The sequence below is a fragment of the Nonomuraea helvata genome, assembly GCF_039535785.1.
GTDB lineage: Bacteria > Actinomycetota > Actinomycetes > Streptosporangiales > Streptosporangiaceae > Nonomuraea > Nonomuraea helvata.
This window is the reverse complement of the sequence record NZ_BAAAXV010000011.1, coordinates 152,648-178,247: the sequence shown is the minus strand read 5'-3', so window position 1 is coordinate 178,247 and position 25,600 is coordinate 152,648. Positions and strand designations below refer to the sequence as shown.

General features: G+C 69.4%; 23 protein-coding genes. 5 read left to right on the top strand and 18 right to left on the bottom strand.

Annotation, left to right across the window (positions count from 1 at the left end; translation table 11 throughout):
* Positions 1 to 449 precede the first annotated feature (449 nt).
* The 9 genes from ABD830_RS48720 to ABD830_RS48680 form a co-directional block, all read right to left on the bottom strand.
* Entirely contained in the window at positions 450 to 4,124 is a 3,675-nt protein-coding gene (locus ABD830_RS48720; protein WP_345002413.1) for a tetratricopeptide repeat protein, read from the bottom strand.
* 387 nt (positions 4,125 to 4,511) lie between these two features.
* Positions 4,512 to 5,738, bottom strand: coding sequence for a 3-phosphoshikimate 1-carboxyvinyltransferase (aroA, locus tag ABD830_RS48715; RefSeq protein ID WP_345002665.1), 1,227 nt, complete (start codon positions 5,736 to 5,738; stop codon positions 4,512 to 4,514).
* Between the two features lie 48 nt (positions 5,739 to 5,786).
* On the bottom strand, positions 5,787 to 6,455 hold the full coding sequence (locus tag ABD830_RS48710) for a DUF3159 domain-containing protein (RefSeq protein WP_345002412.1): 669 nt from the start codon (positions 6,453 to 6,455) through the stop codon (positions 5,787 to 5,789).
* Between the two features lie 3 nt (positions 6,456 to 6,458).
* Positions 6,459 to 6,845: an OB-fold nucleic acid binding domain-containing protein gene (locus ABD830_RS48705; protein ID WP_345002411.1), complete on the bottom strand. Its 387-nt coding sequence runs from the start codon at positions 6,843 to 6,845 to the stop codon at positions 6,459 to 6,461.
* Between the two features lie 39 nt (positions 6,846 to 6,884).
* Positions 6,885 to 7,523, bottom strand: coding sequence for a DUF3710 domain-containing protein (locus tag ABD830_RS48700; protein ID WP_345002410.1), 639 nt, complete (start codon positions 7,521 to 7,523; stop codon positions 6,885 to 6,887).
* A gap of 46 nt (positions 7,524 to 7,569) precedes the next feature.
* Positions 7,570 to 8,010 carry a dUTP diphosphatase gene (gene dut, locus ABD830_RS48695; RefSeq protein ID WP_345002409.1) on the bottom strand — a complete coding sequence of 147 codons (441 nt, stop codon included), beginning with the start codon at positions 8,008 to 8,010 and terminating at the stop codon, positions 7,570 to 7,572.
* On the bottom strand, positions 8,007 to 8,180 hold the full coding sequence (locus tag ABD830_RS48690; protein ID WP_345002408.1) for a hypothetical protein: 174 nt from the start codon (positions 8,178 to 8,180) through the stop codon (positions 8,007 to 8,009). Before ABD830_RS48690 ends, dut begins: the two co-directional genes overlap by 4 nt.
* Positions 8,181 to 8,191: 11 nt before the next feature.
* Complete coding sequence (locus ABD830_RS48685; protein WP_345002407.1) at positions 8,192 to 9,400, bottom strand: AI-2E family transporter; 1,209 nt, start codon at positions 9,398 to 9,400, stop codon at positions 8,192 to 8,194.
* A gap of 63 nt (positions 9,401 to 9,463) precedes the next feature.
* Positions 9,464 to 10,696 (bottom strand): MFS transporter, encoded by a 1,233-nt coding sequence (locus tag ABD830_RS48680; RefSeq protein WP_345002406.1) that lies wholly within the window; start codon positions 10,694 to 10,696, stop codon positions 9,464 to 9,466.
* A 57-nt stretch (positions 10,697 to 10,753) separates the two neighbouring features.
* Between ABD830_RS48680 and ABD830_RS48675 the strand changes: the two genes are divergently transcribed.
* Entirely contained in the window at positions 10,754 to 11,272 is a 519-nt protein-coding gene (locus ABD830_RS48675; protein ID WP_345002405.1) for an ArsR/SmtB family transcription factor, read from the top strand.
* Between the two features lie 60 nt (positions 11,273 to 11,332).
* Here ABD830_RS48675 and valS read toward each other — a convergent pair whose 3' ends face one another.
* Positions 11,333 to 13,852 carry a valine--tRNA ligase gene (gene valS / locus ABD830_RS48670; RefSeq protein WP_345002404.1) on the bottom strand — a complete coding sequence of 840 codons (2,520 nt, stop codon included), beginning with the start codon at positions 13,850 to 13,852 and terminating at the stop codon, positions 11,333 to 11,335.
* Between the two features lie 78 nt (positions 13,853 to 13,930).
* Here valS and ABD830_RS48665 point away from each other — a divergent pair, with 78 nt between their 5' ends.
* Positions 13,931 to 14,215: a DUF4235 domain-containing protein gene (locus tag ABD830_RS48665; RefSeq protein ID WP_345002403.1), complete on the top strand. Its 285-nt coding sequence runs from the start codon at positions 13,931 to 13,933 to the stop codon at positions 14,213 to 14,215.
* Here ABD830_RS48665 and ABD830_RS48660 read toward each other — a convergent pair.
* The 4 genes from ABD830_RS48660 to paaN all read right to left on the bottom strand — a co-directional run bounded on the left by ABD830_RS48660 (position 14,148) and on the right by paaN (position 19,791).
* A complete protein-coding gene (locus tag ABD830_RS48660; protein WP_345002402.1) occupies positions 14,148 to 15,581 on the bottom strand; it encodes an alpha,alpha-trehalose-phosphate synthase (UDP-forming) in 1,434 nt (477 codons plus the stop codon). The genes ABD830_RS48665 and ABD830_RS48660 overlap by 68 nt on opposite strands.
* Entirely contained in the window at positions 15,578 to 17,104 is a 1,527-nt protein-coding gene (locus ABD830_RS48655; RefSeq protein WP_345002401.1) for an FAD-dependent monooxygenase, read from the bottom strand. Before ABD830_RS48655 ends, ABD830_RS48660 begins: the two co-directional genes overlap by 4 nt.
* Positions 17,101 to 18,048 carry an MBL fold metallo-hydrolase gene (locus ABD830_RS48650; protein ID WP_345002400.1) on the bottom strand — a complete coding sequence of 316 codons (948 nt, stop codon included), beginning with the start codon at positions 18,046 to 18,048 and terminating at the stop codon, positions 17,101 to 17,103. The genes ABD830_RS48655 and ABD830_RS48650 overlap by 4 nt, the downstream gene beginning before the upstream one ends.
* A 96-nt stretch (positions 18,049 to 18,144) precedes the next feature.
* Positions 18,145 to 19,791 (bottom strand): phenylacetic acid degradation protein PaaN, encoded by a 1,647-nt coding sequence (paaN, locus tag ABD830_RS48645; protein ID WP_345002399.1) that lies wholly within the window; start codon positions 19,789 to 19,791, stop codon positions 18,145 to 18,147.
* Positions 19,792 to 19,854: 63 nt separating this feature from the next.
* Between paaN and paaK the strand changes: the two genes are divergently transcribed.
* Positions 19,855 to 21,168: a phenylacetate--CoA ligase PaaK gene (gene paaK / locus ABD830_RS48640; RefSeq protein WP_425567262.1), complete on the top strand. Its 1,314-nt coding sequence runs from the start codon at positions 19,855 to 19,857 to the stop codon at positions 21,166 to 21,168.
* A gap of 3 nt (positions 21,169 to 21,171) precedes the next feature.
* Positions 21,172 to 21,768 (top strand): TetR/AcrR family transcriptional regulator, encoded by a 597-nt coding sequence (locus ABD830_RS48635; protein WP_345002397.1) that lies wholly within the window; start codon positions 21,172 to 21,174, stop codon positions 21,766 to 21,768.
* Here ABD830_RS48635 and ABD830_RS48630 read toward each other — a convergent pair.
* The 4 genes from ABD830_RS48630 to ABD830_RS48615 all read right to left on the bottom strand — a co-directional run bounded on the left by ABD830_RS48630 (position 21,757) and on the right by ABD830_RS48615 (position 25,198).
* Positions 21,757 to 22,569: a hypothetical protein gene (locus tag ABD830_RS48630; protein ID WP_345002396.1), complete on the bottom strand. Its 813-nt coding sequence runs from the start codon at positions 22,567 to 22,569 to the stop codon at positions 21,757 to 21,759. The genes ABD830_RS48635 and ABD830_RS48630 overlap by 12 nt on opposite strands.
* 77 nt (positions 22,570 to 22,646) lie before the next feature.
* Entirely contained in the window at positions 22,647 to 22,946 is a 300-nt protein-coding gene (locus tag ABD830_RS48625) for a DUF4193 domain-containing protein (RefSeq protein ID WP_020542847.1), read from the bottom strand.
* Between the two features lie 309 nt (positions 22,947 to 23,255).
* Positions 23,256 to 24,506, bottom strand: a complete 1,251-nt coding sequence (locus ABD830_RS48620; RefSeq protein WP_425567267.1) for a sensor histidine kinase — start codon at positions 24,504 to 24,506, stop codon at positions 23,256 to 23,258.
* A gap of 38 nt (positions 24,507 to 24,544) precedes the next feature.
* Positions 24,545 to 25,198, bottom strand: coding sequence for a response regulator transcription factor (locus tag ABD830_RS48615; protein WP_138693059.1), 654 nt, complete (start codon positions 25,196 to 25,198; stop codon positions 24,545 to 24,547).
* A 223-nt stretch (positions 25,199 to 25,421) separates the two neighbouring features.
* On the opposite strand from ABD830_RS48615, the gene ABD830_RS48610 reads away from it, so the two are divergent.
* The gene (locus ABD830_RS48610) at positions 25,422 to 25,586 is read left to right on the top strand and encodes a hypothetical protein (RefSeq protein WP_165969927.1); all 165 of its coding nucleotides are present in this window, start codon (positions 25,422 to 25,424) and stop codon (positions 25,584 to 25,586) included.
* Positions 25,587 to 25,600 lie beyond the last annotated feature (14 nt).

Genomic DNA, 25,600 nt, shown 5'->3' with positions numbered 1-25,600 from the left:
TGGCCCCCCGGTACGGCGTGAATTGATCGTTCGCCGCCTTTCGTACCCGCGCAAGTGGATCACCTGTGTAAGAGATTGCGCCGGAAGTCTTTGCCGACGATCGGGGCGCCACGAGAGCGCCCAGCGCGCCCGCCGGTCGGCCAGGGCCTGGTGGAAGCCAGGGCATGTCTTCTTCACACGTCCAGGCTCTTCCAGCGTGCTGCCTGGCGTACGCAGTCTGTCGACGCTGAAGGACATGGCGATCCGGTGGTCTCCGCGCAGCCCTGGCGCGGGATCCATGGATCGGGGGTGCTGCCGAGCTTTCAGAAGGACGCGATTGGCTAAGGCCTTCAGTGTCTCTTCCCCGGTATAGAGGACGAACCCCGCGCGGAATCTCGCTCCCAGCCGGTCCAGGCTGGGTGACGTGCGCATTGATGCCCGTATCGGAGCTGCCGCCATACATGCGGCATTTACTGCGGCAGCGGTCCTTCTTCCTCGTGTGGTTGCTCGGGGTGTGACGCGGGCTGCTGGCGCATCATCGATGGGTCGGCGTAGGCCAGGTAGCCGTATTTGGCGTACCAGTTCGCCCGCCGCAATTCTTTCTGGCGGCGATCAAGGTCTCGGAGTCGTTCTTTCGCGTCCGCTTGCATGCTGGGGTGGCCGGTGGCGATCGCTTCGCCGTACCAGCGCCGGGCCTCGGCCAGATTGCCCTGATGCTCCTCCAGCACTCCGAGATTGACCATCGCCGTGGGCGCCTCATCGGGGTGACCGGTAGCGATCGCTTCGCCATACCAGCGCCGGGCCGCCGCCACATCGCCCAGCTGCTCCTCCAACAACCCGAGACAGCGCATCGCCTTGGGTGCCTCGTCGGGGTGGCCGCTGGCGATGGCCTCGCCATACCAGCGCTGGGCTGCCACCAGATCGCCCAGTTGCTTCTGCAGTATCCCGAGATTGACCATCGCCACAGGCGCCTGGTCGGGGTGACCGGTAGCGATCGCTTCGCCGTACCAGCGCTGGGCTGCCACCAGATCGCCCAGTTGCTTCTGCAGTATCCCGAGATTGACCATCGCCACAGGCGCCTCGTCGGGGTGTCCAGTGGCGATGGCTTCGCCGTACCAGCGCCGGGCCTCGACCAGATCCTTCTGCAGATCCTCCAGCACCCCGAGGTTGACCATCGCCTTGGGTGCCTCCTCGGGGTGTCCAGTGGCGATGGCTTCGCCATACCAGCGCCGCGCCGCCGCCACATCGCCCAGCTGCTCCTCCAGCAACCCGAGACAGCGCATCGCCGTGGGTGCCTCGTCGGGGTGACCGGTGGCGATCGCTTCGCCGTACCAGCGCCGGGCCTCGGCCTGATCGCCCTGCTTCTTCTGCAATATCCCGAGGTTGACCATCGCCTTGGGTGCCTCCTCGGGGTGACCGGTAGCGATCGCTTCGCCATACCAGCGCCGCGCCGCCGCCAGATCCCCCTGCTGTTCCTCCAGCACCCCGAGGTTACGCATCCCCTTGGGTGCCTCGTCGAGGTGTCCCGTGGCGATCGCTTCGCCATACCAGCGCCGCGCCGCCGCCACATCGCCCAGCTGCTCCTCCAACAACCCGAGACAGCGCATCGCCGTGGGTACCTCGTCGGGATGACCGGCAGCGATCGCTTCGCCGTACCAGCGCCGCGCCGCCGCCAGATCGCCCAGCTGCTCCTCCAGCACCCCGAGATTGACCATCGCTGGAGGTGCCTGGTCGGGGTGGCCACTGGCGATCGCTTCGCCGTACCAGCGCCGCGCCGCCGCCAGATCGCCCTGCTGCTCCTCCAGCCACCCCAAGTTACGCATCGCCCTGGGTGCCTCATCGGGGTGACCGGTAGCGACCGCTTCGCCAAACCAGCGCCGCGCCGCATCCAGATCCCCCCGCTGCAGCTCCAGCCACCCGAAGTTACGCATCGCCTTGGGTGCCTGGTCGGGATGGCCGCTGGCGATCGCTTCGCGGTACCAGCGGCGGGCCTCGGCCAGATCGCCCTGCTGCTCCTCCAGCCACCCCAAGTTACGCATCGCCCTGGGTGCCTCATCGGGGTGACCGGTAGCGATCGCTTCGCCGTACCAGCGCCGCGCCTCGGCCAGAACGCCCTGCTGCTCCTCCAGCACCCCGAGATTGACCATCGCCGTGGGCGCCTCATCGGGGTGGCCGCTGGCGATCGCTTCGCCGTACCAGCGCCGCGCCGCCACCAGATCCCCCTGATGCTCCTCCAGCAACCCGAGACAGCGCATCGCCGTGGGTGCCGCATCGGGGTGGCCGCTGGCGATCGCTTCGCCGTACCAGCGCCGCGCCGCCACCAGAACGCCCTGCTTCTCCTCCAGCATCCCGACATTGGCCATCCCCAAAGGTGCCGCATCGGGGTGGCCGCTGGCGATCGCTTCGCTGTACCAGCGCCGGGCCTCGGCCTGATCGCCCTGCTTCTCCTCCAGCAACCCGAGATTACGCATCGCCACAGGTGCCGCATCAAGGTGGCCGGTAGCGATCGCCTCCCGACACCACCGCCGGGCCTCGGCCAGATCGCCCTGCTCCACCTCCAGCACCCCAAGGGCGACCATCGCCGTGGGTGCCTGATCGGGGTGACCGGTGGCGATCGCCTCCTGGCACCACCGCCGGGCCTCAGCCAGATTCCCCTGCTGCAGCTCCAGCGCTCCAAGGCTGACCATCGCTCTGGGCGCCTCATCGGGGTGGCCAGTGAGACTGGCTTTGTGTAACCAATGACGTGCTGCAGGCCAGTCCTCAACTGAGTAGAGCCACTCGGCGATCTGGAACATCGCCTCCATGTGTATGTCGGCATCGGCGTGGTCGAGAAGCGTGATCGCCGTACGGTAAGCCTGCCGTTGTAGGGCCGCATAGCCGATGTCGCGGCGCTGATCACCTTCGAAGTGCTGGTCGGCGTAGGTCCATAGCGCTTCGTGGACAGGCCAGCTGTTCTGCTCGGACGGGTCATCGGCGAGCAGTGGCAGGAGGGGGTGGGGGGCGTAACGGCGGCCGGAGCCGGTGTCCTGCTGATATATCAGCCGCGGCCGAACCGGGCTGTCGGCGGCCATAGCCCAAGTCAACGCGGCGCGCCGACCCGTGACAGGGAGCGGCGCATCCGGTGGCAGGTCGGCGACTTCCCGCCGGTACTGCGCGAACAGGTGCTTCAAAGCGTCAGAGGTGAGCAACCGGTGGACGTCCAGCCGTAGCCGGTACCAGTCGGTGACGGCGTGCAGCAGCGCGACCCGGTCGGTGGACTCCTCACCCTCGCGCCTCAGGGCTCGGCGGATCTCCTCCCAGGAGACCATCAGCCGCCCCATCAGTACGTCATGCCCTTCGGCCAGGACCGGATGCAGTTCCGCGTAGGTGTCACTGTCGAGCAGCGCGCGGCGTTCGGCCGATCTGATCGCGTCAAGGTCGACCTGAACTGCGTGCTGGTCGAGGAAGGTGCCCATACGGGCGCCTGGAGGCTGCTCGTCATCAGGTCCGCGGGTGAGCGTGACCGCTATCCACAAGCCATCCGGCATTGTCTCTTCCAAGAGGTTCGCCAGTTCCCCGGCCCGCTCCGCGGGCAGGCCGTCCAGCCACAGCACCGCTCCGCCCGCCTTGGCGACGGCTGCCAGGTGGGCGGCATGCTCGACCATCTGCTGGACCTGCAGGCGGGGGTCGTCGTGAAAGGCCATGATCCGGTAGTGGCCAGGTAGGTACGTGAGCACTGCGTGAGCCAGCGTGGCGGTGCAGCCGGCGAGCCGTGGCCCGCGAACGACGATCAGGCGCTTGTCGCCGGCCAGCGCCTCTCGTAGCACGGCGTCGATGTCGCGAGGGATGTAGGGCAGCTGCTGATCGGCGGTGAACCGGTTGGCGTGTACCCCCAGCTCGCGCGGGGTGATCTCCCTCAACGCCTTGGGACGGCCGGCCCGGTCGGCCAGCTCCGGCCAGAGCACCGGCTTGACGGCGTTGGCGGCCGCGTCCCGCCGGGTCAGCCACTGCTGCAGCGCTTCGACCAGCGCCGCCAGTGACAAGCCCGCGACGAGCCAGAGCGGCTGCACGGTGGCGCCGTTGAGGATCTGGTTGATCGCCACCCCGAGAGTCACCGTCAGTACCGCCACCGCGATGACGCGCGCTACCGCCCGTGTGGCCTTCACAGCAAGCCCCGATCGGGCCAAAGACGGTGTTGACGGCGCGCGCTGTGGGACAAGATGGCCATGGCTAGTCCTCTTCGGGATCGGCGGATGGAGCCCGCACCTGCCGCAAGCCCGCTCCTGCTGGCGGGCAAAGGAAGAATCGCTCCAGCTCCGCCTGCGTCGGCTCACCCGCGAAGCATCCACACTCCGCCGCTTGATCGTCCGTCAGGAACTCAACCGTCACAAGATGTAATCGACATGAATCATGGCGTCGCTACCGCTAATTCCTGAGCAGTTCTTCCTCGACCCCCGTCATGGCTCGTCACGTCACCGCTGCTGAACGCATAAGCGTGGGCGTTCTGCCGCATGGCCCCTGAGCGTTCTGCCACGCCGATGATCGGCGCGCTGTCAGAGCGCCCAGCCCGCCCGCAGATCGGCCAGGGCCTGGTGGAAGCCGGGGAACGTCTTCCGCACGCATCCAGCGTCGTCCAGCGTGATGCCCGGCGTCCGCACTCCGGTGACGCTGAACGCCATGGCGATCCGGTGGTCCCCGTGGCATGCGATCTCGGCCGCGCGAGGCGAGGCCGGGTGGATCTCGATCCAGTCACGCCCGGTGCGTACGGGCACCCCTAGGCGGCTCAGGTTCTCGGCGCAGGCGTCCAGGCGGTCGCACTCCTTGATCCGCATGTTGTAGACGTCCTCGATGCGCACCGGCCCGTCCGCGAACGGGGCGATGGCGGCGAGCGTGGGGACGGTGTCGGAGATGTCGCGCATGTTCACGGTGAGGCCGCGCAGGCGGCCGTTGCCGGTCACGGTCACCGCGTCGGGCCGCAGTTCCACCGTCGCGCCCATCCGCCCGAGCACCTCGGCGAAGCGCACGTCGCCCTGGAGCGAGGCCGAGCCCAGACCTGGGATGGTGACGCTGTGGCCGGTGAGTGCGGCGGCGGCCAGGGGGTAGCTCGCCGTGGAGGCGTCCGGCTCGATGGTGTAGTCGGTGGCCGCGTACGGCCGGGGCGGCACGTGGAAGGTGTCGCCCGCGCGCTCGACCTCGACGCCGAAGCGGCGCATCAGCGCCAGGGTGATCTCCACGTACGGCGCCGAGACGAGGTCCGTCACGGTGATGTGCAGCCCTTCGGCCGTGAGCGGCCCGACGAGCAGCAGCGCGGTGAGGAACTGCGAGGAGAGCCCCGCGTCCAGCGTGATCCGCCCGCCCTTGATCCCCCGGGCGCGTACGGTCAGCGGATGGTGCCCCTCCTGCCCCTCGTGGACCAGGTCGACCCCGAGCTCTCGCAGCGCCTGTGTGAGCGGGCCGAGCGGGCGGCGGCGCATCTGGGCGGAGGCGTCGAACCGGAAGACGCCCTGCCCGGCGGCCGCGAGCGCGGGCAGGAAGCGTGCGGTCGTGGCGCCGTCGCGGCAGAACACCTCGGCCTCGGCGGCGGGCGGCCCCTCGGGACGGCCCTCGATCGTCCATGCCCGGGGGTCGCGCTCCACCCGGTAGCCCAGGGTCTCCAGTCCCCCGGCGAACCCTTCCGTGTCGTCCGAGACCAGCGGCCGCCGCAGCAGCGTGGTGCCGCGCGCGGCGGCGGCGAGGAACAGGGCGCGGGCGGTGATGGACTTCGATCCTGGAACCTGCATGATGCTCACCCGCAGCAGCCTACGGCCATGATCGAAGCATGACCGACGTCAGGCCGGGGCCACCGGCTTGATCGGGGTGCGGCCGCGGCCCAGGACCCAGAGCATGGCGGCGAGGGCGGCCACCTGCAGGGGCCAGCCCATGACGATCTTCGCGAAACCGAGGGCGGCGACCGCTTGGTCGCCGCCTCCGAACAAGTACACCGGTGCCTGCACGGCCACCCGGACCGCGCATGGCAACATGAGCATCCAGGTCAGCTTGGTGCAGAGCCGCACGATGCCCGGGTCCTTGTGCCAGGCGGTCGGGTCGCCCGTGACCGAGCCGATCAGGAAGCCCACCACCGGCCAGCGGGCGACGATCGACAGCAGCATCGCCACCATGTAACCGGCGTTCCACAGGATGCCGGGCAGGAAGTAGTCTTTCGCGTCACCGGTGCGGCTGGCGAAGAACGCGCCGATCGCGATGCCGATCAGGCTGTTGATCACGAACTGCGGCGTGGACCGCTGCACGATCCTGACCAGCAGCAGCACCACCGACAGCGAGACGCTGACGATGAGCGACGTCTTCAGGTCCTCGGTGAGGACCCAGCAGAGCGTGAACGCGATCGTCGGGATCGCCGCCTCGATGATGCCGCGCACACCGCCGAACGCCTTGGCGAGCTGGGCTCGCACCGCCGCTTCAACGGTGTCGTGGGCGACCTCTTCCGCCTCAGCACTCACGTGTCAACTCCCTGGGCGCAGCTCGTAACGCGGATTGAACATCACCTTGCGCCCGTCCTGGACGCTGACCAGGCCCTCGGCCTTGACCGTGCGACCGGGCTCGATGCCTGCGATCTTGCGGCGGCCGAGCCAGACGAGGTCGATCACGTCGGACCCGTCGTACAGCTCGGCCTCGAGAGCGGGAGCGCCGCCCCTCGGGCGCAGTGTGACTGTACGTAGCGTACCGGCTACGCAGAAGCGCCGGCGCCCGCCGCACGAGACGATGGGGGTCGCGCCCACCTCGTCGGCGTCTTCCCGAAGTTCCTGGGCCTCGATCTCGGACTGGGGTGAGGCCAGCCGACTGAAGAACCCGCGCAATCCCCCGCGTTTCGGAGGCTCTGCCGTACTCATGATGAATCAGCCTATGTGATGTCGGCGCGATGTCAGCCCTTAGCGAATCTCGCTTATTTCCGGCCCCCGCTTGAACGGGTTGAGCCCGGGCCGCTCGTCCGATTTCTCGCTCGTCTGCTCGTTGGGGCGGCGCAGCGGAATCGGCTCCTCGCGGGCCATCGGCTCGTCGCCGCGTACCACCACGACGTCCTTCAAGAAGTCTATGTACGGCGCCGCGACCGTCTCGTCGAGCGCCGCCGGGCCGGAGATCACCGCGAGCAGGAACCAGCGGGGCCCGTCGACGCCGATGTAACGGGCGGGACGGGTGGTGCTCTCCACCCTCATCTCTCCGGCCAGCTCCCTGCCGAACGGGCCTTCCTGCTCCTCCAGATGCTTGGCCTGCGACACGATCTTGGTCTTGACCTCGTCCCACAGGCCCGAGCTCCGTGGCGCCGCCAGCGCCTGCAGCTGCAGCGAGCTCTCCTCGTAGAGGACGACGACGCCGACGTGCTGGTCTCCGACGGAGGCCAGGCGTACGTCGAAGTCGGGGTTGTGCGGCAGCCGCAGGCCGCCGAGGTCGATCCTGTCGCTCTCCGGGTGGGGCTCGTCGGCGTCCCACGGGCCGTACTCTCGCACGGGGGCGGCAGGCTCCTGCTCGGCCACCTGTTCCGGCTGCTCACGACGGCGACGTCGGAACACGTTCCTCACTCTCCTTGCTCGCGGGACCGTCAGCGCGGCCCATTGATCATCGTCCTGTCGATCCGAACCCGTTGGCGCCGCGCACCGAACCCGGCAGCCGCTCGACCTCGTAGAAGGCCGCGCGCTCCACGCGCTGGACCACGAGCTGCGCCACGCGGTCACCGCGCTGGAGGCGGAACGGCTCCTTGGCGTCGGTGTTGATGAGCGTCACCTTGATCTCGCCGCGGTATCCCGCGTCCACGGTGCCGGGCGCGTTGACCAGCGTGACACCATGCCTGGCCGCCAGCCCCGAGCGCGGGTGCACGAACGCGGCGTAGCCGTCGGGCAGGGCGATCGCGACCCCCGTGCCGACCACGGCTCGCTCGCCGGGCAGCAGCTCGACGTCCTCGGCCGCGTAGAGGTCGGCGCCCGCGTCTCCCGGATGGGCGTAGGAGGGCATCGGCAGCTCCGCGTCGAGCCGGTGGATGAGGACCTCGACGTCGCTCAAAGGGTCACCTCGTAGTCCTGGTGTTCGTCGGGGGCGCCGATGCGCCTCTCAGCCTCAAGGTACGCCTTTCCGCCCGTGATGCCGTTGCACCAGGCACCCAGGTGGAGTGTCGTGCCCATGCGAACGGGGATGCCGGGCGGCGGCGGGGCGGTGAGGGAGGAACGAGTCACGGGTGACGAGGTTACTCCGTGTCCACCCCGCGGCCGTCCTCGCGGCGGGCAGGGGCGTTCGCGTTCTTCTCCTCGCCCGGCTCACCGGCCTCGCCCGCAGGAGGTGCGCCGCCCTCGCCGCCCCCTTCCCCAGGAGGGGCGTGTTCATGGGGCGGCGGTGGCAGGGCGGGGGGTTTGTGCCGGAGCTCAGGCAGTGCCCGGTAGATCACCGCGGCCACCGGCACCGCCACCGCGGCCCCCGCGATGCCCGCGAGGATGCCGCCGATGGCCAGCACGAGGATGATCGCCAGCGGGTGGAAGTTGAGCGCCCGCCCTACGATCAAGGGCTGGAGCACGTGGTTCTCCAGCTGCTGCTCGACGATGAGGATGCCCAGGAAGATCAGCGCGTAGACGAGGCCCTTGGCGCCCAGGGTGACGAGGGTGGCGATCGTACCGGCGAAGAAGATGCCGACGATGGGGATGAAGCTGGCGAAGAAGATCAGCACGGCCAGCGGCGCCCACAGCGGCACGCCCATGCCCGCCAGCACGATGCCCATGATCAGCCCGTGCACGGCGGCCACGGCGACCGTGCCCTGCACGTAGTGGGAGAGCGTCGCCCAGGCGGCCCGCCCGGCCCGGTCCACGCGCGGCGCGACCTCGCCGAACCCCCTCAGGATCCACGACCAGATCCGGTCGCCGTCCTTGAGCAGGAAGAACGTCACGAACAGCAGCAGCACGATGGAGGCGAGCACCTCGAAGGCGACCGCCCCGGCCGTCAGCACGGTGCCGGTGATGGCGGTGCGCTGCTGGTTGACCATATTGGCGATCTCGTCGACGTAGCTCGTGATCTGCGCCTCTTTGAGGTGGATCGGGCCCGTGATCAGCCAGTCCTGGACCGACCTCGCGGTCGCCTGCACCTGCTGGACCAGGTTGGGGAACTCGTCGCTGGCCCGCGCCCCGACCAGCCACCCCGTGCCGACGAGGATGGCCAGGGCCACCAGCATGGTGATCCAGGTGGCGTAGATGGGCCGCATGCCCGCCTGGCGAAGGCTGTTGGTCAGCGGGAACAGCAGCGCGGTCAGCAGCAGCGCGATCGCCACGGGCAGCGCCACGAACGTGAGCCGGGCGATGATCTGCGCGAAGAAGTAGACGACCACGCCGACGAGGATCAGGCACACGCACCACGCGGCCATCTTGGCGAGCGCGGGCGGCACGAGCTTGGTGGGGCGGTCGGACAACACGTGTTCAAGACTGGCACGTCCGCGCCCAGGATGCGCGCCGATAAAGCCAGGAGCAGACCTTACCTACACCAGGGTGTGACTACTGGCGGGCAGCTCACGCATCGTACGCAGGGGTGAAGTGATCAGCCACAGGAACGCCAGGCAGGATCCGATCGCGGCGACCATGAGCGTGTCGCGCACCCCGATCGCCCCGCCCAGCGCGCCGCCGATCAGCCCGCCCAGCGGCAGGGTGCCCCAGACGAGGAAGCGCATGGTGGCGTTCATCCGGCCGAGCAGCGGCTCGGGCGTGATGGCCTGGCGGAAGCTGAGCTGCGTGACGTTGTACAGCACCACCCCGGCCCCGGTGCTGAACTCGTACAGCGCGAAGAGCCCGAGCCGCCAGTCGGCCTCCATCCACGGCAGCACGAACGCCAGCGGCGCCGGCACGGCGATGCCCAGCCACATTGCCGGCCCCTGCCCGAGCCGCCTGGCGATCCTGGCGTTGGCCAGCGCGCCGGCGATCCCGCCGAACCCGCCCGCGGCCATGAGCAGCCCGATCGCGCCCGCGTCCAGGCCGAGCTCCCTGGCCAGGAGGAGCAGGATCATCGGCTGGGAGACGGACACGAACAGGTTCGCGGTGGCGGTGCAGCCCGCGATGCGTCGCAGCAGCGGGTGGCCGAGCACGAACCTGACGCCTTCGGCGATCTCCGTGCCCAGGCGGGCGCGGCGCGCCTCCTGCCGGGCCTCGCGCCTGCGGATCGTGCCAAGGCACAGCGCCGACCAAGCGAACCCGGCCACCGTGGCGACCAGCGCGAAGGGCGCGGTGAGGAGCTGGATCAGGTAGCCGCCCGCGCTGGGCCCGCCGACCTGCGCCACCGTACGGACGATCTCCAGCGTGGAGTTGCCCTCGACGAGCCGCTCGCGCTCGACCAGGCGGGGCAGGTAGCTCTGGTACGCGACGTCGAAGAACACGGTGAACACGCCCAGCACGACCGCCACCGCGTACAGCTGGTAGATGGAGAGCACGTCCAGCCACCACGCCACCGGCACGGAGGCCAGCGCCAGCGCCCGCGCCCAGTCGGCGACCACCATCACCACGCGCTTGCGCAGCCGGTCGACGAGAGCCCCGGCAGGCAGCCCGATCACCACGAACGCCAGCGTCTGGCACGCCGCCAGCACGCCCACCTCGACCTCCGAGGCCCGCAGCGCCAACACGGCCACCAGCGGCAGGGCCAGCAGGAGGATCTGGCTGCCCGCCTGGCTGGCGGTGTCGGCGAGGAACAGCAGACGGAAGTCACGATCGCGGAGCAGGCTCACCCGCCACAGCATCCATGACCCATTGAGAAAAATCAACCGGTTATAGGCTGGCGGTCCATGGGCACCAAACGCCGCCCCGCCACCGAGGCCGAGGCCCGCGCGCTCGCCTCAGCCGTACGACTGCGCATCCTGCGGCTCTGCCTCGACCAGGCGCTCACCAACAAGGAGATCGCCGGCCGCCTCGACGCGAACCCCGCCACCACGCTCCACCACGTGCGCAAACTGGTCGAGACGGGGTTCCTCGCGGCCGAGCCCAGCCGTCCGGGGCCGCGCGGCTCCACCGAGATCCCCTACCGGGCCACCGGCAAGTCCTGGGAGATGGACGTCCGCGAGAGCGGCGTGACAGGGAGCAGGGCGGCGATGCTGGACGCGTTCCTGGAGGAGGTCCGGCTCGTCGATCTCGAGGAGGCGAATCTCACCAGGCTGGGGCTCAGGCTCACCGAGGAGGGGCACGCGGAGCTGCGCCGGCGGTTGGAGGAGCTGTTCGACGAGTTCCGCGAGCGGCAGCCGGATCCGGGCGGCCAGGCGTACTCGCTCTTCCTCACCATCCACCGAGACATCAGCCGAGACGTGTGAAACGCACGGACGCCGGGCCGCCCCGTGGAAGGGGTGGCCCGGCGTCCTGCCATCCGGACGTCAGCCCAGGTGGACCTCGGTTCTCAGCTCGTCACCATACTCCAGGACGAACTCCTCCACGTTGCCCGCGGCACAAAGGTCGTCCTGAGCCTGGCGGACAAGCCCGACGTCGGGCGCGGAGACGGTGAGCCTGGAGACCTCGGCCCGCATGGACAGCTTGGCCTCCGACTTGGCCTTGCGCACCTGGCCGAGCACCTCGGAGGCCACGGCCAGCACGGCCGGGTCCCCGGCCCCGGGCGGAAGAGCGGGCCACGGGGCCCCGTGCACCGAGCCCTCGCGCCACCACGACCACACCTCTTCTGTGACGAAGGGCAGGAACGGCGCGAACAGCCGCAGCAGCACGTCGAGCGCCTGCCGCAGCGCCGCGTGGGCCGAGGCGGCGGCCGGGCCGGACTCGTAGGCCCGGGCCTTGACCAGCTCCAGGTAGTCGTCGCAGAACGCCCAGAAGAAGCGCTCCACGGCCTCCAGCACCCTGGTGTGGTCGTAGGACTCGAACGCCTCCGTGGCCTCGCGTACGACGCCTGACAGGGCCGCGAGCATGGACAGGTCGAGCGGCTCGGTGACCCTGCCCGATCCCGAGCCCTCGCTCTCGGCCAGCCCGAGCACGAACTTGGACGCGTTGAGGATCTTGATGGCCAGCCGCCGCCCGATCTTGAGCTGACCGGCGTCGAACGCGGTGTCCACGCCGTAGCGGCCGTTGGCCGCCCAGTAGCGCACCGCGTCGGAGCCGTGCTGCTCCAGCAGGGCGAGCGGGGTGACGACGTTGCCCTTGGACTTGGACATCTTCTTGCGGTCGGGGTCGAGGATCCACCCGGAGATCGCGACGTCGCTCCACGGCAGGTCGCCGAACTCGTAGTGCGACCTGACCACGGTCGAGAACAGCCAGGTGCGGATGATCTCGTGGGCCTGCGGCCGCAGGTCGGCCGGGAAGACCCGCTTGAACAGGTCGTCGTCGGTCCCCCAGCGGCCCGCGATCTGCGGCGTCAGCGACGAGGTGGCCCAGGTGTCCATCACGTCGGGGTCGGCCATGAACCCGCCGGGCACGCCGCGCTGGTCCTCGGTGTAGCCGGGCGGCACGTCGGAGGACGGATCGACCGGCAGCATGTCCTCCGACGGCACGATCGGCGCGTCGTGGACGGGCTGGCCCGACTCGTCGATCGGATACCACACCGGGAACGGCACGCCGAAGAAGCGCTGGCGCGAGATCAGCCAGTCGCTGGTGAGCCCCTCGACCCAGTTGTCGTAGCGCACCCGCATGTGCGGCGGGTGCCACCTCAGCTCGCTCCCGCGCCCGAGCAGGCGCGCGCGCAGCTCCTCGTCGCGCCCGCCGTTGCGGATGTACCACTGGCGGGTGGTGACGATCTCGAGCGGCTTGTCGCCCTTCTCGTAGAACTTCACCGTGCGGGAGACGGGCCTCGGGTCGCCCTCGAGGTCGCCGGACTCGCGCAGCAGCTCCACGATCCGCTCGCGCGCGCTGTGCACGGTCTTGCCGGCCAGCTCCTTGTACGGCTCCGCCTCCACGCCCTCGGGCGGCTCGGGCAGCAGCCGGCCGTCCCAGCCGATGACCGGCCGGGTCGGCAGGTGCAGCTCCCGCCACCAGGTGACGTCGGTGATGTCGCCGAACGTACAGATCATCGCGATGCCGGTGCCCTTGTCGGGCTCGGCCAGCCGGTGGGCCAGCACCGGCACCTCGACCCCGAACAGCGGCGTCAGCACCGAGGTGCCGAACAGCGGCTGGTAGCGCTCGTCGTCAGGGTGGGCGACCAGCGCCACGCACGCGGGGATCAGCTCGGGCCTGGTCGTCTCGATGAAGACCGGGCCCTTCTCGCCGTAGAACGAGATCTTGTGGAACGCGCCGGGCCACTCGCGGTCCTCCAGCTCCGCCTGGGCGACGGCGGTGCGGAAGGTCACGTCCCACAGCGTCGGCGCCTCGGAGAGGTAGGCCTCGCCGCGCAGCAGGTTGCGCAGGAACGCACGCTGCGAGACCGCCCGCGCCTCGTCGCTGATCGTGGTGTAGAGCAGCGACCAGTCGACCGACAGGCCGACCCGCCGCCAGACCTCCTCGAACGCCTGCTCGTCCAGGGCGGTCAGCTTGTGGCACAGCTCCACGAAATTGCGCCGCGAAATGGAGACCTCGCGTTTGCCGGGCTTGTCTGGTGGAACGAAGTCCGGATCGTAAGGCAGCGACGGATCACAGCGCACACCGTAGACGTTCTGCACCCGGCGCTCGGTGGGCAGGCCGTTGTCGTCCCAGCCGATCGGGTAGAAGACCGCCTTGCCGGTCATCCGCCGGTAGCGGGCCATGATGTCGGTGTGGGTGAAGGAGAAGACATGACCGACGTGCAGCGAACCGGAGACGGTCGGCGGCGGCGTGTCGATGGCGTAGACCTGCTCGCGCGACTTGGAGCGGTCGAAGCGGTAGGTGCCCTGCTCCTCCCAGCGCGCTACCCATACCTGCTCCAAGCCGTCGAGAGACGGTTTTTCCGGCATGGAGGCATGGCGTAGTCGCTGTTGAGTCATGCCTCCTTATGGTACGGCTTCGCAGGCGTGACAAGCGGTACAGACTAGTGTTCGTTACAAAGGGGAAGGGAGATCGGCATGGCGGAGGACAAGCCCGATATCGCCTGGCGCGTCATCGGCGGTCTGACGGGGCTGGCGACCGCCTGGGCGGCGAGGAAGATCCTCGGGTTCGTCTGGGTGAAGGCGACCGGCAAGGAGCCGCCTCTCGACACAGACTCGCCCGAGGTCAGCATGGGCGAGGCGATCGGCTACGCCGTCCTCATGGGTGTCGGCATGTCCGTGGCGCAGATCGTGGTCAACCGGACCGCCAAGAAGCGCTATGACGCATGGAAGTCTGTGAAGCAGGTGACTCCAGGGCACTGAGGAACTCGCTGGCCCAGCGGTCCACGTCGTAGGTGGCCACCCGGCGGCGCATCGTGCGCATCCGCCGGGCCAGCTCGTGCGGCGTGGCCCGCATCGCGGCCAGCATCTGCCGCTTGACGTCCTCCACGTCGTACGGGTTGACCAGGTAGGCCTGGCGCAGCTCGTCGGCGGCCCCGGCGAACTCGCTGAGCACCAGCGCGCCGTGCAGGTCGTGGTGGCAGGAGACGTACTCCTTGGCCACCAGGTTCATGCCGTCGCGCAGCGGGGTCACGACCATGACGTCGGCGGCGAGGTAGAGCGCGGCCAGCTCGGAGTGGTCGTACGACTGGTGGAAATACTGGACCGGCTGGTAGCCGAGCTGCGCGTGCTCGCCGTTGATCCGCCCGACCTGCAGCTCGATGTCGTCACGCAGCCGCTTGTACTCCTCCACCCGCTCCCTGCTGGGCGTGGCGATCTGCACGAACACGGCCTCGTTCGTCTTCAGCTGCCCGTCGTTGAGCAGCTCGCCGAACGCCTCCAGCCGCTGCCCGATCCCCTTGGTGTAGTCGAGCCTGTCGACGCCGAGCAGCACGTGCTCGGGGTCGCCCAGCTCCACCCTGATCTCCTTGGCCCGCGCCATGATCTGCGGGTCGCGCACCAGCGCGTCGAGCTGCCCGAAGTCCACGGAGATGGGGAAGGCCTGCGTGGTCACGACCCGGTCGTCGAGGAAGATCTCGTTCCCCTTGTACGGCAGCCCGAGCAGCCTCCGGCACAGCCGGCGGAAGTTGGAGGCCCCACCGGGCAGCTGGAAGCCCACCAGGTCGGCCCCGAGCAGCCCTTCGACGAGCTCCTTGCGCCACGGCAGCCGCCAGAACAGCTCGGTCGGCGGGAACGGGATGTGCAGGAAGAACCCGATCCGCAGGTCGGGCCTCAGCTTGCGGAGCATGGCCGGGACGAGCTGGAGCTGGTAGTCCTGCACCCAGACCACCGCCCCCTTCTCGGCGACCTCGGCGGCGGCGTTCGCGAAGCGCTCGTTGACGGCGCGGTACGCGTCCCACATCGGCCGGTGGTAGACGGGCGGCGCGACCACGTCGTGGTAGAGCGGCCACAGGGTGGCGTTGGAGAAGCCCTCGTAGTAGAGCTCCACCTCCTCGGCCGAGAGCGGGATCGGGATGAGGTTCATGCCGCCCTGTTCCAACGGCTCCAGCTTCTCGTCGGCGGCTCCGTGCCAGCCGAGCCAGGCCCCGTGGCGGCGCTGCATCACCGGTGCGATCGCGGTGACGAGCCCTCCTGGGCTCCTGCGCCACGAGGCCGTTCCGTCAGGCTCGATCGTCCGGTCCACCGGCAAGCGGTTCGCGACGATCAGAAACGAACTACGGCCAGTCACGCAGTCTCCTCCTCTTCACCGAGCGCGCGGCGGAACGCGTCCGTCACCGACTCCGGACCCGCATGGGGGATGATCGCAGCGATGTGAGAATCGGGCCGGATGAGCCATGCCTCATCCGGTCCGGCGCCGAGCCTCTCGGCGAGCCCGTCGATCTCGGCGAGCCCGCGCACAGCGAGGGGCGCCGTAGTGACCTTGCCCAGGACCTGCACAAACAAACGCGAATCGCACATTTCACCCAGTAGGAGCAGGAAACCGTCACGGCAGAGCTCCCGCAGCCTCCCGCCGGGAAGCCGCATGTCAGGCAGGATCACACCGGGCGCGGGCCCGCACGGCGCTCCCTTCGGCGGCCTGCCCCCGAACGGCCGCGTCGGCTCGGGCGTTGTCAGCGGCGAGTCCACGTACCAGTACGGCTCCGCGAACCGCCCCGAGTCCACCTCCGCCATCAGGCCGCCCTCCAGCGCGGCCCGCCTGCGCATGCGCTCCTCCACGGTCCTCGGCACGAGGAAGCGCATGGTCGCGGCGGTGATCTCGAGGTTCTCCAGCGCGGCCGCGTGCCGCTCGGCGTGGTACGACTCCAGCAGCCCCGGCCCGGCCCAGCCGTTGAGCGCGAAGGCCAGCTTCCAGGCCGCGTTCTCGGCGTCGGGCACGCCGGAGTTGAGCCCCCGGGCGCCGAACGGGGCCACCAGGTGGGCGCAGTCACCGGCCAGCAGGACCCGGCCGACGCGCATGCGGGAGGCGAGGCGGGAGTGGAAGCGGTACGTGCTGTGCCAGAGCAGCTCGTACGGCCGGTCGCCGATGATCTGCCGGACTTTTCGCGAAATATCGACTTTTGTTGGGATGAAGTCGGGCGCGATCTGCCAGTCGATCCTGAACGTGCCTCCCGGACAGGGATGGATCAGCACCTGGCGGCCCGGGTTCCAGACGGGGTCGAAGTAGAAGCGGCGCTCGTTCTCCCAGCCGGGCAGGTCCGCCTTGATGTCGCAGATCAGGAACTGGTCGTCGAACGTCTCCCCGTCGAACGTGACGCCGAGCGCCTGGCGTACCCGCTGGGCCCTCGCGCCGGCGCAGACGAGCACGTAGGGCGCGCGCAGCAGCCGCTGGCCGCACTGGACCGTCACACCCGAGCCGTCCTGGGTGAGCCCGGTGACCTCGTGGTTCCAGCGCACCTCGATGAGCGGCTGCGCAGCGACGGCCTCGTCCAGGATCTGCTCGGTGCGGGTCTGCGAGATGTTCACGCAGGCCGGCAACGGCCCCTCGCGCTCGAACTGCCAGGAGAACAGCTCGCGGTCGCGGTAGTACGTGCGGGCGGTGGTCCAGGCCAGGCCCTCGTCCGCGATCTTGCCCGCGCCGGCGGCGGCCCAGATGTCGAGCACGTCGCGCTGCTGGCAGATGGACTTCGACCCGGTGGAGTCGCGCTTCGCCCGCGCGTCGAGCACGAGCACCTGGATGCCCCAGCGGGCCAGCAGCAGCGCGGCGCTCTGCCCGACCGGACCCGCTCCGACGACGATGACCTGGGCGTTCATGACTGCAGCTGGTCCCAGACCTCGCGGTCGCGCTCGGCGGTCCAGATGCGCGGCCGCTCGACGCCGTGCAGCTCGTCCCAGAGCCTGGAGACGTTGAACGGCAGGCAGTGCTCGAAGATCGGCCAGGACCCGTATCTCGGCTCCAGCGCCGCGTGCGTGCGCTCGAACGCCTCCTTGAGCGTTCCCGCCGCGCCCACCTCGCGCAGCATCACCGTCAGGAAGTCGCGCGTCTGAGCGATGGCCGCGTCCACGCCCTCCTTGCCGCGCGCCACCGCCCCCCTGCCGCCGACCAGCGTCTCCGCCCCGAACGACGCCACCTTGTCGAGGGTCGCCGCAGCCCAGTCGCGGTGGAAGGCGTCGCCGGTGTAGAGGGCGGCCTGGGACTCGACGAGGTCGCCGGCGAACATGACGCGCTGCCTGGGCAGCCAGGCCACCAGGTCGCCCTCGGTGTGCCCCCGGCCGCAGTGGGCCAGCACCAGGTCGCCCCTGTCGCCGCCCAGGTCGATGGTGAACGCGTCGCTGAACGTCGCCGTCGGCCACGTCAGCCCCGGGATCGACCCGGGCTCCTTGAACAGGCGGGGCATCCTGGCGTACTCGCTGGCCCAGTCCTGCTCGCCGCGCTCGGCGATCAGCTCGCGGGTCTTGTCGTGCGTCACGATCACGTCCGCGCCGAACGCCGACGCGCCCAGCACCCTGACCGCGTGGTAGTGCGACAGCACCAGGTACCTGACCGGCTTGGCGGTGTGCTCGCGCAGCCTGGCCAGCCACTGGCGAGCGGCCACGGGCGTCGCCAGCGCCTCGAAGCACACGAGGAAGTCCTCGCCCTCGACGGCGCCCACGTTCGGGTCGCCCTCGGCCGTGAGCGCGTACACGCCCTCGGCGAGCACCTCCAGCGACTGCTCCTTCTCCGCGAGATCCGCCGACGAAGCGAACGGCTTGGCCATCACCCCTCCTCCAGGAAAGCGGTCACCCCTCCTCCGCGCGACCCACTGCCCCACACGTCCCGGCGCACTCCAGGCGGCGGGCAAGCGCGGGTGAGGTCATGCCGGGCGGCGGGACTGGACCATGTGGAAGCGGCCCGCCACGTAGCCGGGGTCGGTGAGCGAGGCGGTGGCGGCCGGGTTGGCGCCGGTGCCGTGGTAGTCGCTGAAGGCGGCCGACTGGTTGACGAAGATCCCGCCCGTCAGGTTGCACGACAGGTTGACGCCCGCGTCGATGGCGGCCCGTTCGGCCTCGTCGAGCACGTCGGAGGAGGTCGAGTAGGCGGCGGCGGTGAGCGCGCCCCTGGCCTTGATGGTGCGGCGCAGCACGTCGAGGCTCTCCTGCGTCGATCCCGTCGGGATGACGAACGAGATCGGCCCGAAGTGCTCGCGTCCGTAGACCTCGGCCTCGTCCGGGGAGACCTTCACGATCACCGGCGTCCGCACCACCGCGTCCGGGAACGACGGGTGCTTCAGGGCGCGCGACTCCAGCACCACCTCGCCGAGAGACGACGCGTCCTCCACCCGGGCCAGCACGTCCGGGTTGACGATGGCCCCGGTCAGCTCGACGGCCCGGGCGTCGTCCCCGAGCAGCTTGCCGACGGCGCCCGCGAGCCCGGCGCAGACGTCGTCGAAGCTCTTGTGCCCCTCGTCGGTCTCGATGCCGCCCGCAGGCACCAGGATGTTCTGCGGCGCCGTGCACATCTGGCCGCTGTAGAGCGCCAGCGAGAACGCCAGGTTGCCCAGCATGCCGCGCCACGAGTCGGTGGAGTCGACGACGATCGTGTTGACCCCCGCCTTCTCGGTGTGCACGAGCGCCTGGCGGGCGTTCTCCTCCAGCCAGCCGCCGAACTCCGTCGAGCCGGTGAAGTCGACGACGCGGATGTCGGGATGGGTGGCGAGCGTCCTGGCCAGCCCCCGGCCCTCCTCCACCGCCAGCGAGACCAGCGCGGGGTCGAAGCCCGCCTCGGCCAGCACCTCGCGGGCGATCTGCACGGTGATCGCGAGCGGCAGCACCGCGCGCGGGTGCGGCTTGACGATCACCGGGTTGCCGGTGACGAGCGAGGCGAACAGCCCCGGGTACGCGTTCCAGGTCGGGAACGTGTTGCAGCCGATCACCAGCGCGACGCCCCTGGGGACGACCGTGAAGCGCTTCTCCATGACCAGCGGGTCGCCCTTGGCGGGCTTCTCCCAGCGGGCCGCCGAGGCCGAGGACGTCATGGCGGCGTAGCCGTACGCGACGGCCTCGAGGGCGCGGTCCTGCGCGTGCGGCCCGCCCGCCTGGAAGGCCATCACGAACGCCTGCCCGGTCGTGTGCTGCACCGCGTTGGCCAGCTCGAAGCTGCGCTGGTTGATCCGGTGGACGATCTCGACGCAGGCCAGCGCGCGGGCCTCCGGCCCCGCGTCCCGCCAGGCCGGCAGCGCCGCCTTCGCCGCCGCGATCAGGTCGTCCACGAGCGGCTCCGGGTAGGTGACGCCGAGATCGATCCCGTACGGCGAACGCTCCGCCCCGATCCAGGACCCGGTGCCCGGCTGGTCGAGGGGGAACGGCTTGCCGAGGTAGGACTCGAACGCCTCCTTGCCCCGCTCGGCCGCCCCCTCGCCATAAACCCGGGGACTCGGCGACTCGGGGAAAGCGCTCCAGTATCCCCGCTCGGCGATGGCGGACAGCGCCTTCTCCAGAGTCTCGCGGTGCTGCTCGAACATGGTGTCCACCCTCTTGACACAGATAAGTCCGGACGGTGAAGTGTTTACCGAACATTCGGTCAGTTGACAAGGGAGACTTGCGTGAGACTCGGCGAATCCCCCGCGCCGGACGAGCTTGATCCCATTGAGCGGGCCTCCCGCGACGAGCTCAATTCACTCCAGCTCGACCGACTCCAACGGACACTTAGCCACGCTTACCAAAATGTCCCGATTTATCGGCAAAAATTCGATAATGCGGGCATTCATCCGAGCGATTGTAAAGAGCTCGGCGATCTGGCGAAATTTCCTTTCACCACGAAGCAGGATCTCCGCGACTGCTACCCGTTCGGCATGTTCGCCGTCCCGCGTGAGCAGGTGGCCAGGATCCACGCCTCCAGCGGCACCACGGGCAGACCGACCGTCGTGGGCTACACCGGGCACGACGTGGACCTCTGGGCGGACGTCATGGCCCGCTCGATCCGCGCCTCCGGCGGCCGGCCCGGCGACATCGTGCACGTGGCCTACGGGTACGGCCTGTTCACCGGCGGTCTGGGCGCCCACTACGGGGCCGAGCGGCTGGGCTGCACGGTGGTGCCGGTCTCGGGCGGCATGACGCCCCGCCAGGTCCAGCTCATCACGGACCTGCGGCCCGACATCGTCATGATCACGCCGTCGTACATGCTGGCCCTGCTGGACGAGTTCGAGCGGCAGGGGCTCGACCCCCGCGCGTCGTCGCCGCGGATCGGGATCTTCGGCGCGGAGCCGTGGACCGAGCGGATGCGCGAGGAGCTCGAGGACCGCTTCGACCTGCATGCCGTGGACATCTACGGCCTGTCCGAGGTGATCGGCCCCGGCGTGGCTAGCGAGTGCGTCGAGAGCAAGGACGGCCTGCACGTCTGGGAGGACCATTTCTACCCGGAGACGGTCGATCCCTTCACCGGCGAGCCGTCGGAGGCGGGCGAGCTGGTCTTCACCAGCCTCACCAAGGAGGCCATGCCGGTGATCCGCTACCGCACGGGCGACCTGACCAGGCTGCTGCCCGGCACCGCCCGGCCCGCGTTCCGGCGCATGGAGAGGGTGACGGGCCGTACGGACGACATGATCATCCTGCGCGGCGTGAACGTGTTCCCGACCCAGATCGAGGAGCTCGTGCTGCGTACCGAGGGCCTGTCACCGCACTTCCAGCTCCACCTGACGCGCCCGCACCGGCTCGACGTGATGACGGTGCGGGTCGAGGCCCGCCCCGGCTTCGCGAGCCGGGCAGAGGCCGGCGAGCGGCTGCGCAAGGCCGTCAAGGACACCGTCGGCGTGAGCGTGGAGGTCGAGGTCGTGGACCCGGAGACGCTGGAGCGCTCGGTCGGCAAGCTCAAACGAGTCATCGACAAGCGGGATAATTAGCGCATGGCCCCTCCGACCCCCACCCGTCAGCGCAAACGCGGACACGATCCCGAGTCCGTGCTGGCCATCGCCGTCGACGTCTTCAACGAGCGCGGCTATGACGGGACGAGCATGGAGGATCTCGCGCGGGCGCTCGGCGTCACCAAGTCGGCCATCTACTACCACGTGCCGGGCAAGGAGCAGCTGCTGGCGCGGGCGCTCGACCGGGCGCTCGACGGGCTGTTCGCGGTGGTGTCCGACGAGCGAGCCGCTTCAGGCCCTGCGATCGACCGGCTGGAGTGGGCCGTACGGGAGAGCGTGCGGATCCTCGTCGAGCGACTCCCGTACGTGACGCTGCTGCTGCGGGTGCGCGGCAACAGCGGCACCGAGCAGGCGGCGCTCGAGCGGCGGCGGGAGTTCGACAAGTTCATCAGCCACCTGGTCAAGGAGGCGGCGGTGGAGGGGAGCATCCGGCCGGACGTGGACCCGGCCCTGGTCACCCGGCTGCTGTTCGGCACGGTGAACTCGATCACCGAGTGGTATCAACCGGCGCGCGGCGCCTCGGCGGACGACCTGGCCGACGCGCTGCTCAAGATGACCTTCAGCGGCCTACGCGTCTAACTCGGGGCGCGGCCTTTCAGGAGCAGGAGGCACGGCCGGCCGCTTGACCCGCAGGTCATTGCGTACGGCTTCGCCGAGTTTCTTGGTGGCCATCCGGTTGAGCGCGCCGCCCGCGATCGCTCCCGTGAGGAAGGGGCCGAGCGTGGTCAGGTGGCGGCCGAGAGTCCGGAGGAGGCGGTTGCGCAGGGCGGTCTTGGTGGCCGCGCCGAGCGCGAGCGAGACGGACGTGGGCGTGAGGGGGTCGATGCCACGTTGCTTGGCCCAGGCCGCCGTGAAGGCGACCGCGCGCTGGGCGCCGGAGCCCTGGACGCGGACACCGTAGACCTCGTGCAGCTCGGCCAGAAGCTTGACCTCGATGGCGGCGACCACGATGGTCTCGGCGACGAGCTGCGCGGGGGCTGAGAGCAGAAGAGGCGGTGCGGCGAACTCCGCCGCCGCGAGCGCTCCGCCGATGGCCCCGACGGTCATCGTGGCCTTCTGGGCGGTGCGTACAAGATCGTCGGCGAGTTGCTCGCCGGTCAGGCCGTGGTGGTGCTCGGAAAGGGTGTGCAGGTCCCTGATCGGGATGCGGGGCGCGATGTTGAGGAAGACGTCGGCCAGCCAGCGCCCCCGGCCCGCTCCGTTGGCTCGCGCCTTCTTCGCCCCGTTGGCCAGTGCCTGGGCTAGTCGGCCGAGCAGCCTGCGCCGCTCGGCCGGCTCCAGCTCGCCGGGCGCCGTGAGCTTGCCTACGAGTTCGCCGACCTCGTTGTCGGGGCCGGCGATCTCGTTCTCCGTGTGCTTGTCCTTCTCAGGCTGGGCCACGCGATGCCTCCGTCCTCATGGTCGCGACCGCTCAGGGCCGGTACGTGTCCTTACCCCGAGCATTTCGCTCCAGTCGATCAGGCGGCGCACTCCCGGCAGACCTGCTGGCCGTTCTTCTCGGAGGCCAGCTGGCTGCGGTGGTGCACCAGGAAGCAGCGCGAGCAGGTGAACTCGTCGGCCTGGCGGGGAATGACCCGCAGGGAGAGCTCTTCGTTCGACAAGTCCGCACCGGGCAGCTCGAGCGACTCGGCCAGGTCGGTCTCGTCGATGTCGATGCTGCCCGACGACTTGTCCGTGCGGCGCGCCTGCAGCTCCTGGAGGCTGTCCTCACCCAGGTCGTCGTCTGTCTTGCGCGGGCTGTCGTAGTCGGTAGCCATTGTGCTTACTCCATCCCCCTCATCTATATGTCTTCGCGCTCATCGCGCGTCTTCTAACGTCCAGGAAGCCCATCTTGTGCCCGTTCCGTCGAGGAGATTTCCCATCGGTACCCCGCGGGAACAGACAACGAACCTCCCAACACGTCAGTGCCTGCTGCCGTCGGCAATGGTTAGCCAAATATGGCGAAACCCACAGCCTTGGCGCCATGCACCACCGTGTTCGACGGCACATCCAACCACATGTGTGGCCAGAACGAGACGCCCCCCGTACATCAACACGCGGATGAACGCACCCGAGCAACACGAGCCTCAGCGTCTCGGTAGCCGAATCGTCACGACCAGCCCTCCACCATCGCGAGGCACGGCAGCCACATCTCCACCGTGCGCCTGCACCACCGCACGAACGATGGACAGCCCGAGCCCTGCTCCCTTGGCTGATTCCACGCGGTCCGCATGGAGCCTCCTGAACGGCTCGAACAGGCTGTTCACCTCGTACGCCGGGACATGTTGCCCTGTGTTGGCCACCTGAACAACCAAGGCACCGTCCACCATTCCCGTCCGGATCCAGACTTTTCCGTTTTCGGGAATGTTGTACTTGACCGCGTTCTCCAGCAGGTTGCTGACGGACCGCTCCAACAGCACGGGATCGCCGATGGTAGGCGCGCTGACCAGATCGGTCACCACCGTCACCCCGTGTTCCTGGGCGAATGGCTGGACCTGTTCCACGGCCGTCTGTGCGACCTCCTGAACGTCGACGGGCTTGCGCACGGCGAGCTCGCGCTCGCTCCTCGCCAGTAGCAGCAGCCCTTCGATGAGTTTCTCGTTACGCGCGTTGACCTCGAGGAGGGTACGGCCGAGCGCTTTGAGATCTTCAGAGGCCTCGGGATCGGAGAGGGCGATCTCGAGGACCGTACGGTTGATCGTGAGCGGGGTGCGCAACTCGTGGGAGGCGTTGGCCACGAATCTGCGCTGGGTGTCGAAGGCGACGTTGAGGCGCGTGAGCATGGCGTCGAACGTGTCGGCCAGCTCCTTCAGCTCGTCATTGGGGCCTTCGAGGGCGATGCGCTGGTGGGCGAGCGTGCTCTCGGAGAGCTTGCGCGCCGTGGCGGTCATCTTCGCCACCGGCCGCAGCGCCCGGTCCGCGACGAAGTAGCCGATGATGAGCGACAGGATGCCCACGCCGACCAGCGCCAGCAAGGAGTTGCGCAGCAACGCGTTCTGAGCGGCCGTCACGGCCTGCCGCTGCGCGTCCTGCCAGACGAGCTGGTCCTGCAAGCCCCCGAAGTTGAGCGTCGGCCAGTTGTTGTCGATGGCCTGGGCGACGATCGAGTAGACGGAGAACAACAGCACCACGGAGGCCGCGAAGACCAGCGCGCCGTAGGTGAGCGTCAGCCGCCAGCGGATGCTGACCTTTGCGGGGAGCGCCCTCATACGCTCCATCGTCGTCCGTTGCACCGGAGCGTGCGCCGGCGGAGGCGGGCCGTCCCAGGCGGGCGGCCCGCTGGGCGGCGGCGCCTCCTGCACGCGCGTCGCCTTCCTCGCCGAATGCGGGCTGATCATCGGATGCGTCGGCCCGGCTTCGCGCTCTGGCCTTTCAGTCACAGTTTGTACCCAACCCCGGGCACAGTCTCGATCACCTGAGGCTCGCCCAGCTTCTTCCGCAGCGTCATCATGGTCACGCGGACCACGTTCGTGAACGGGTCGATGTTCTCGTCCCACGCCTTGTCCAGCAGGTCCTCCTGGCTGACCACGGCGCCTTCGGCCCGCATCAGCTCCTCGAGCACCGCGAACTCCTTCTTGGTCAGCACGACCTCCTTGCCGTCGCGCTCCACCAGCCGCTTGCCCGGGTCGAGCCGGATCCCGGCGCGCTCCAGGACGGGCGGCAGGGCGGGGGCGGAGCGGCGGCCGAGCGCGCGCACCCTGGCGACCAGCTCGATGAACACGAACGGCTTGGCCAGGTAGTCGTCGGCGCCCAGGCCGAGACCCTCCACCTTGTCGTCCACGTCGCCCGACGCGGTCAGCATCAGGATCCGCGAGGCGGTCCGCTGCTCCACCAGCCGGCGGCACACCTCGTCGCCGTGGACGACCGGCAGGTCGCGGTCCAGCACGATCACGTCGTAGTCGATGTACGAGGTCCGCTCGAGGGCGCCGCCCCCGTCGTAGGCGACGTCGACCGCCATGGCCTCGCGCCGCAGGCCGGTCGCGATCGCGTCGGCGAGCACCCGCTCATCCTCAACCACCAGCACCCGCACGCCTGATGCACCTCTCTCCGATTGTGGTCACTCATTCTGCTCACAGTGTCGATAAGCGCACGGTAAGCCATGTTCAGGGGTGGGTGACCCCGTGGTCAGGCACGGGAGAGAGAAATTCATGTTTCGGGGGGCGACAAGCCGGGGTATGCCTGCGGGACACCCATTTCCCGGCAATGGGCGTACTTCGCCCCAGGCACGGACCGGACCCCAGAGAGAAGGTGAGATGGGCGAGTTCACGACCACGATCGAACACCGCCTCGACCAGGCTTATAAGGGCCTTCGGGAGGCCCGCAGCACCGGCGACGACTACCTCGCCGACACGCTCACCGCCGAGATCGAGGACCTACGACGGCTGGCCGACGATCACGGCATCCCGTTGCCGCGCTAGCCACCCGGAAACGG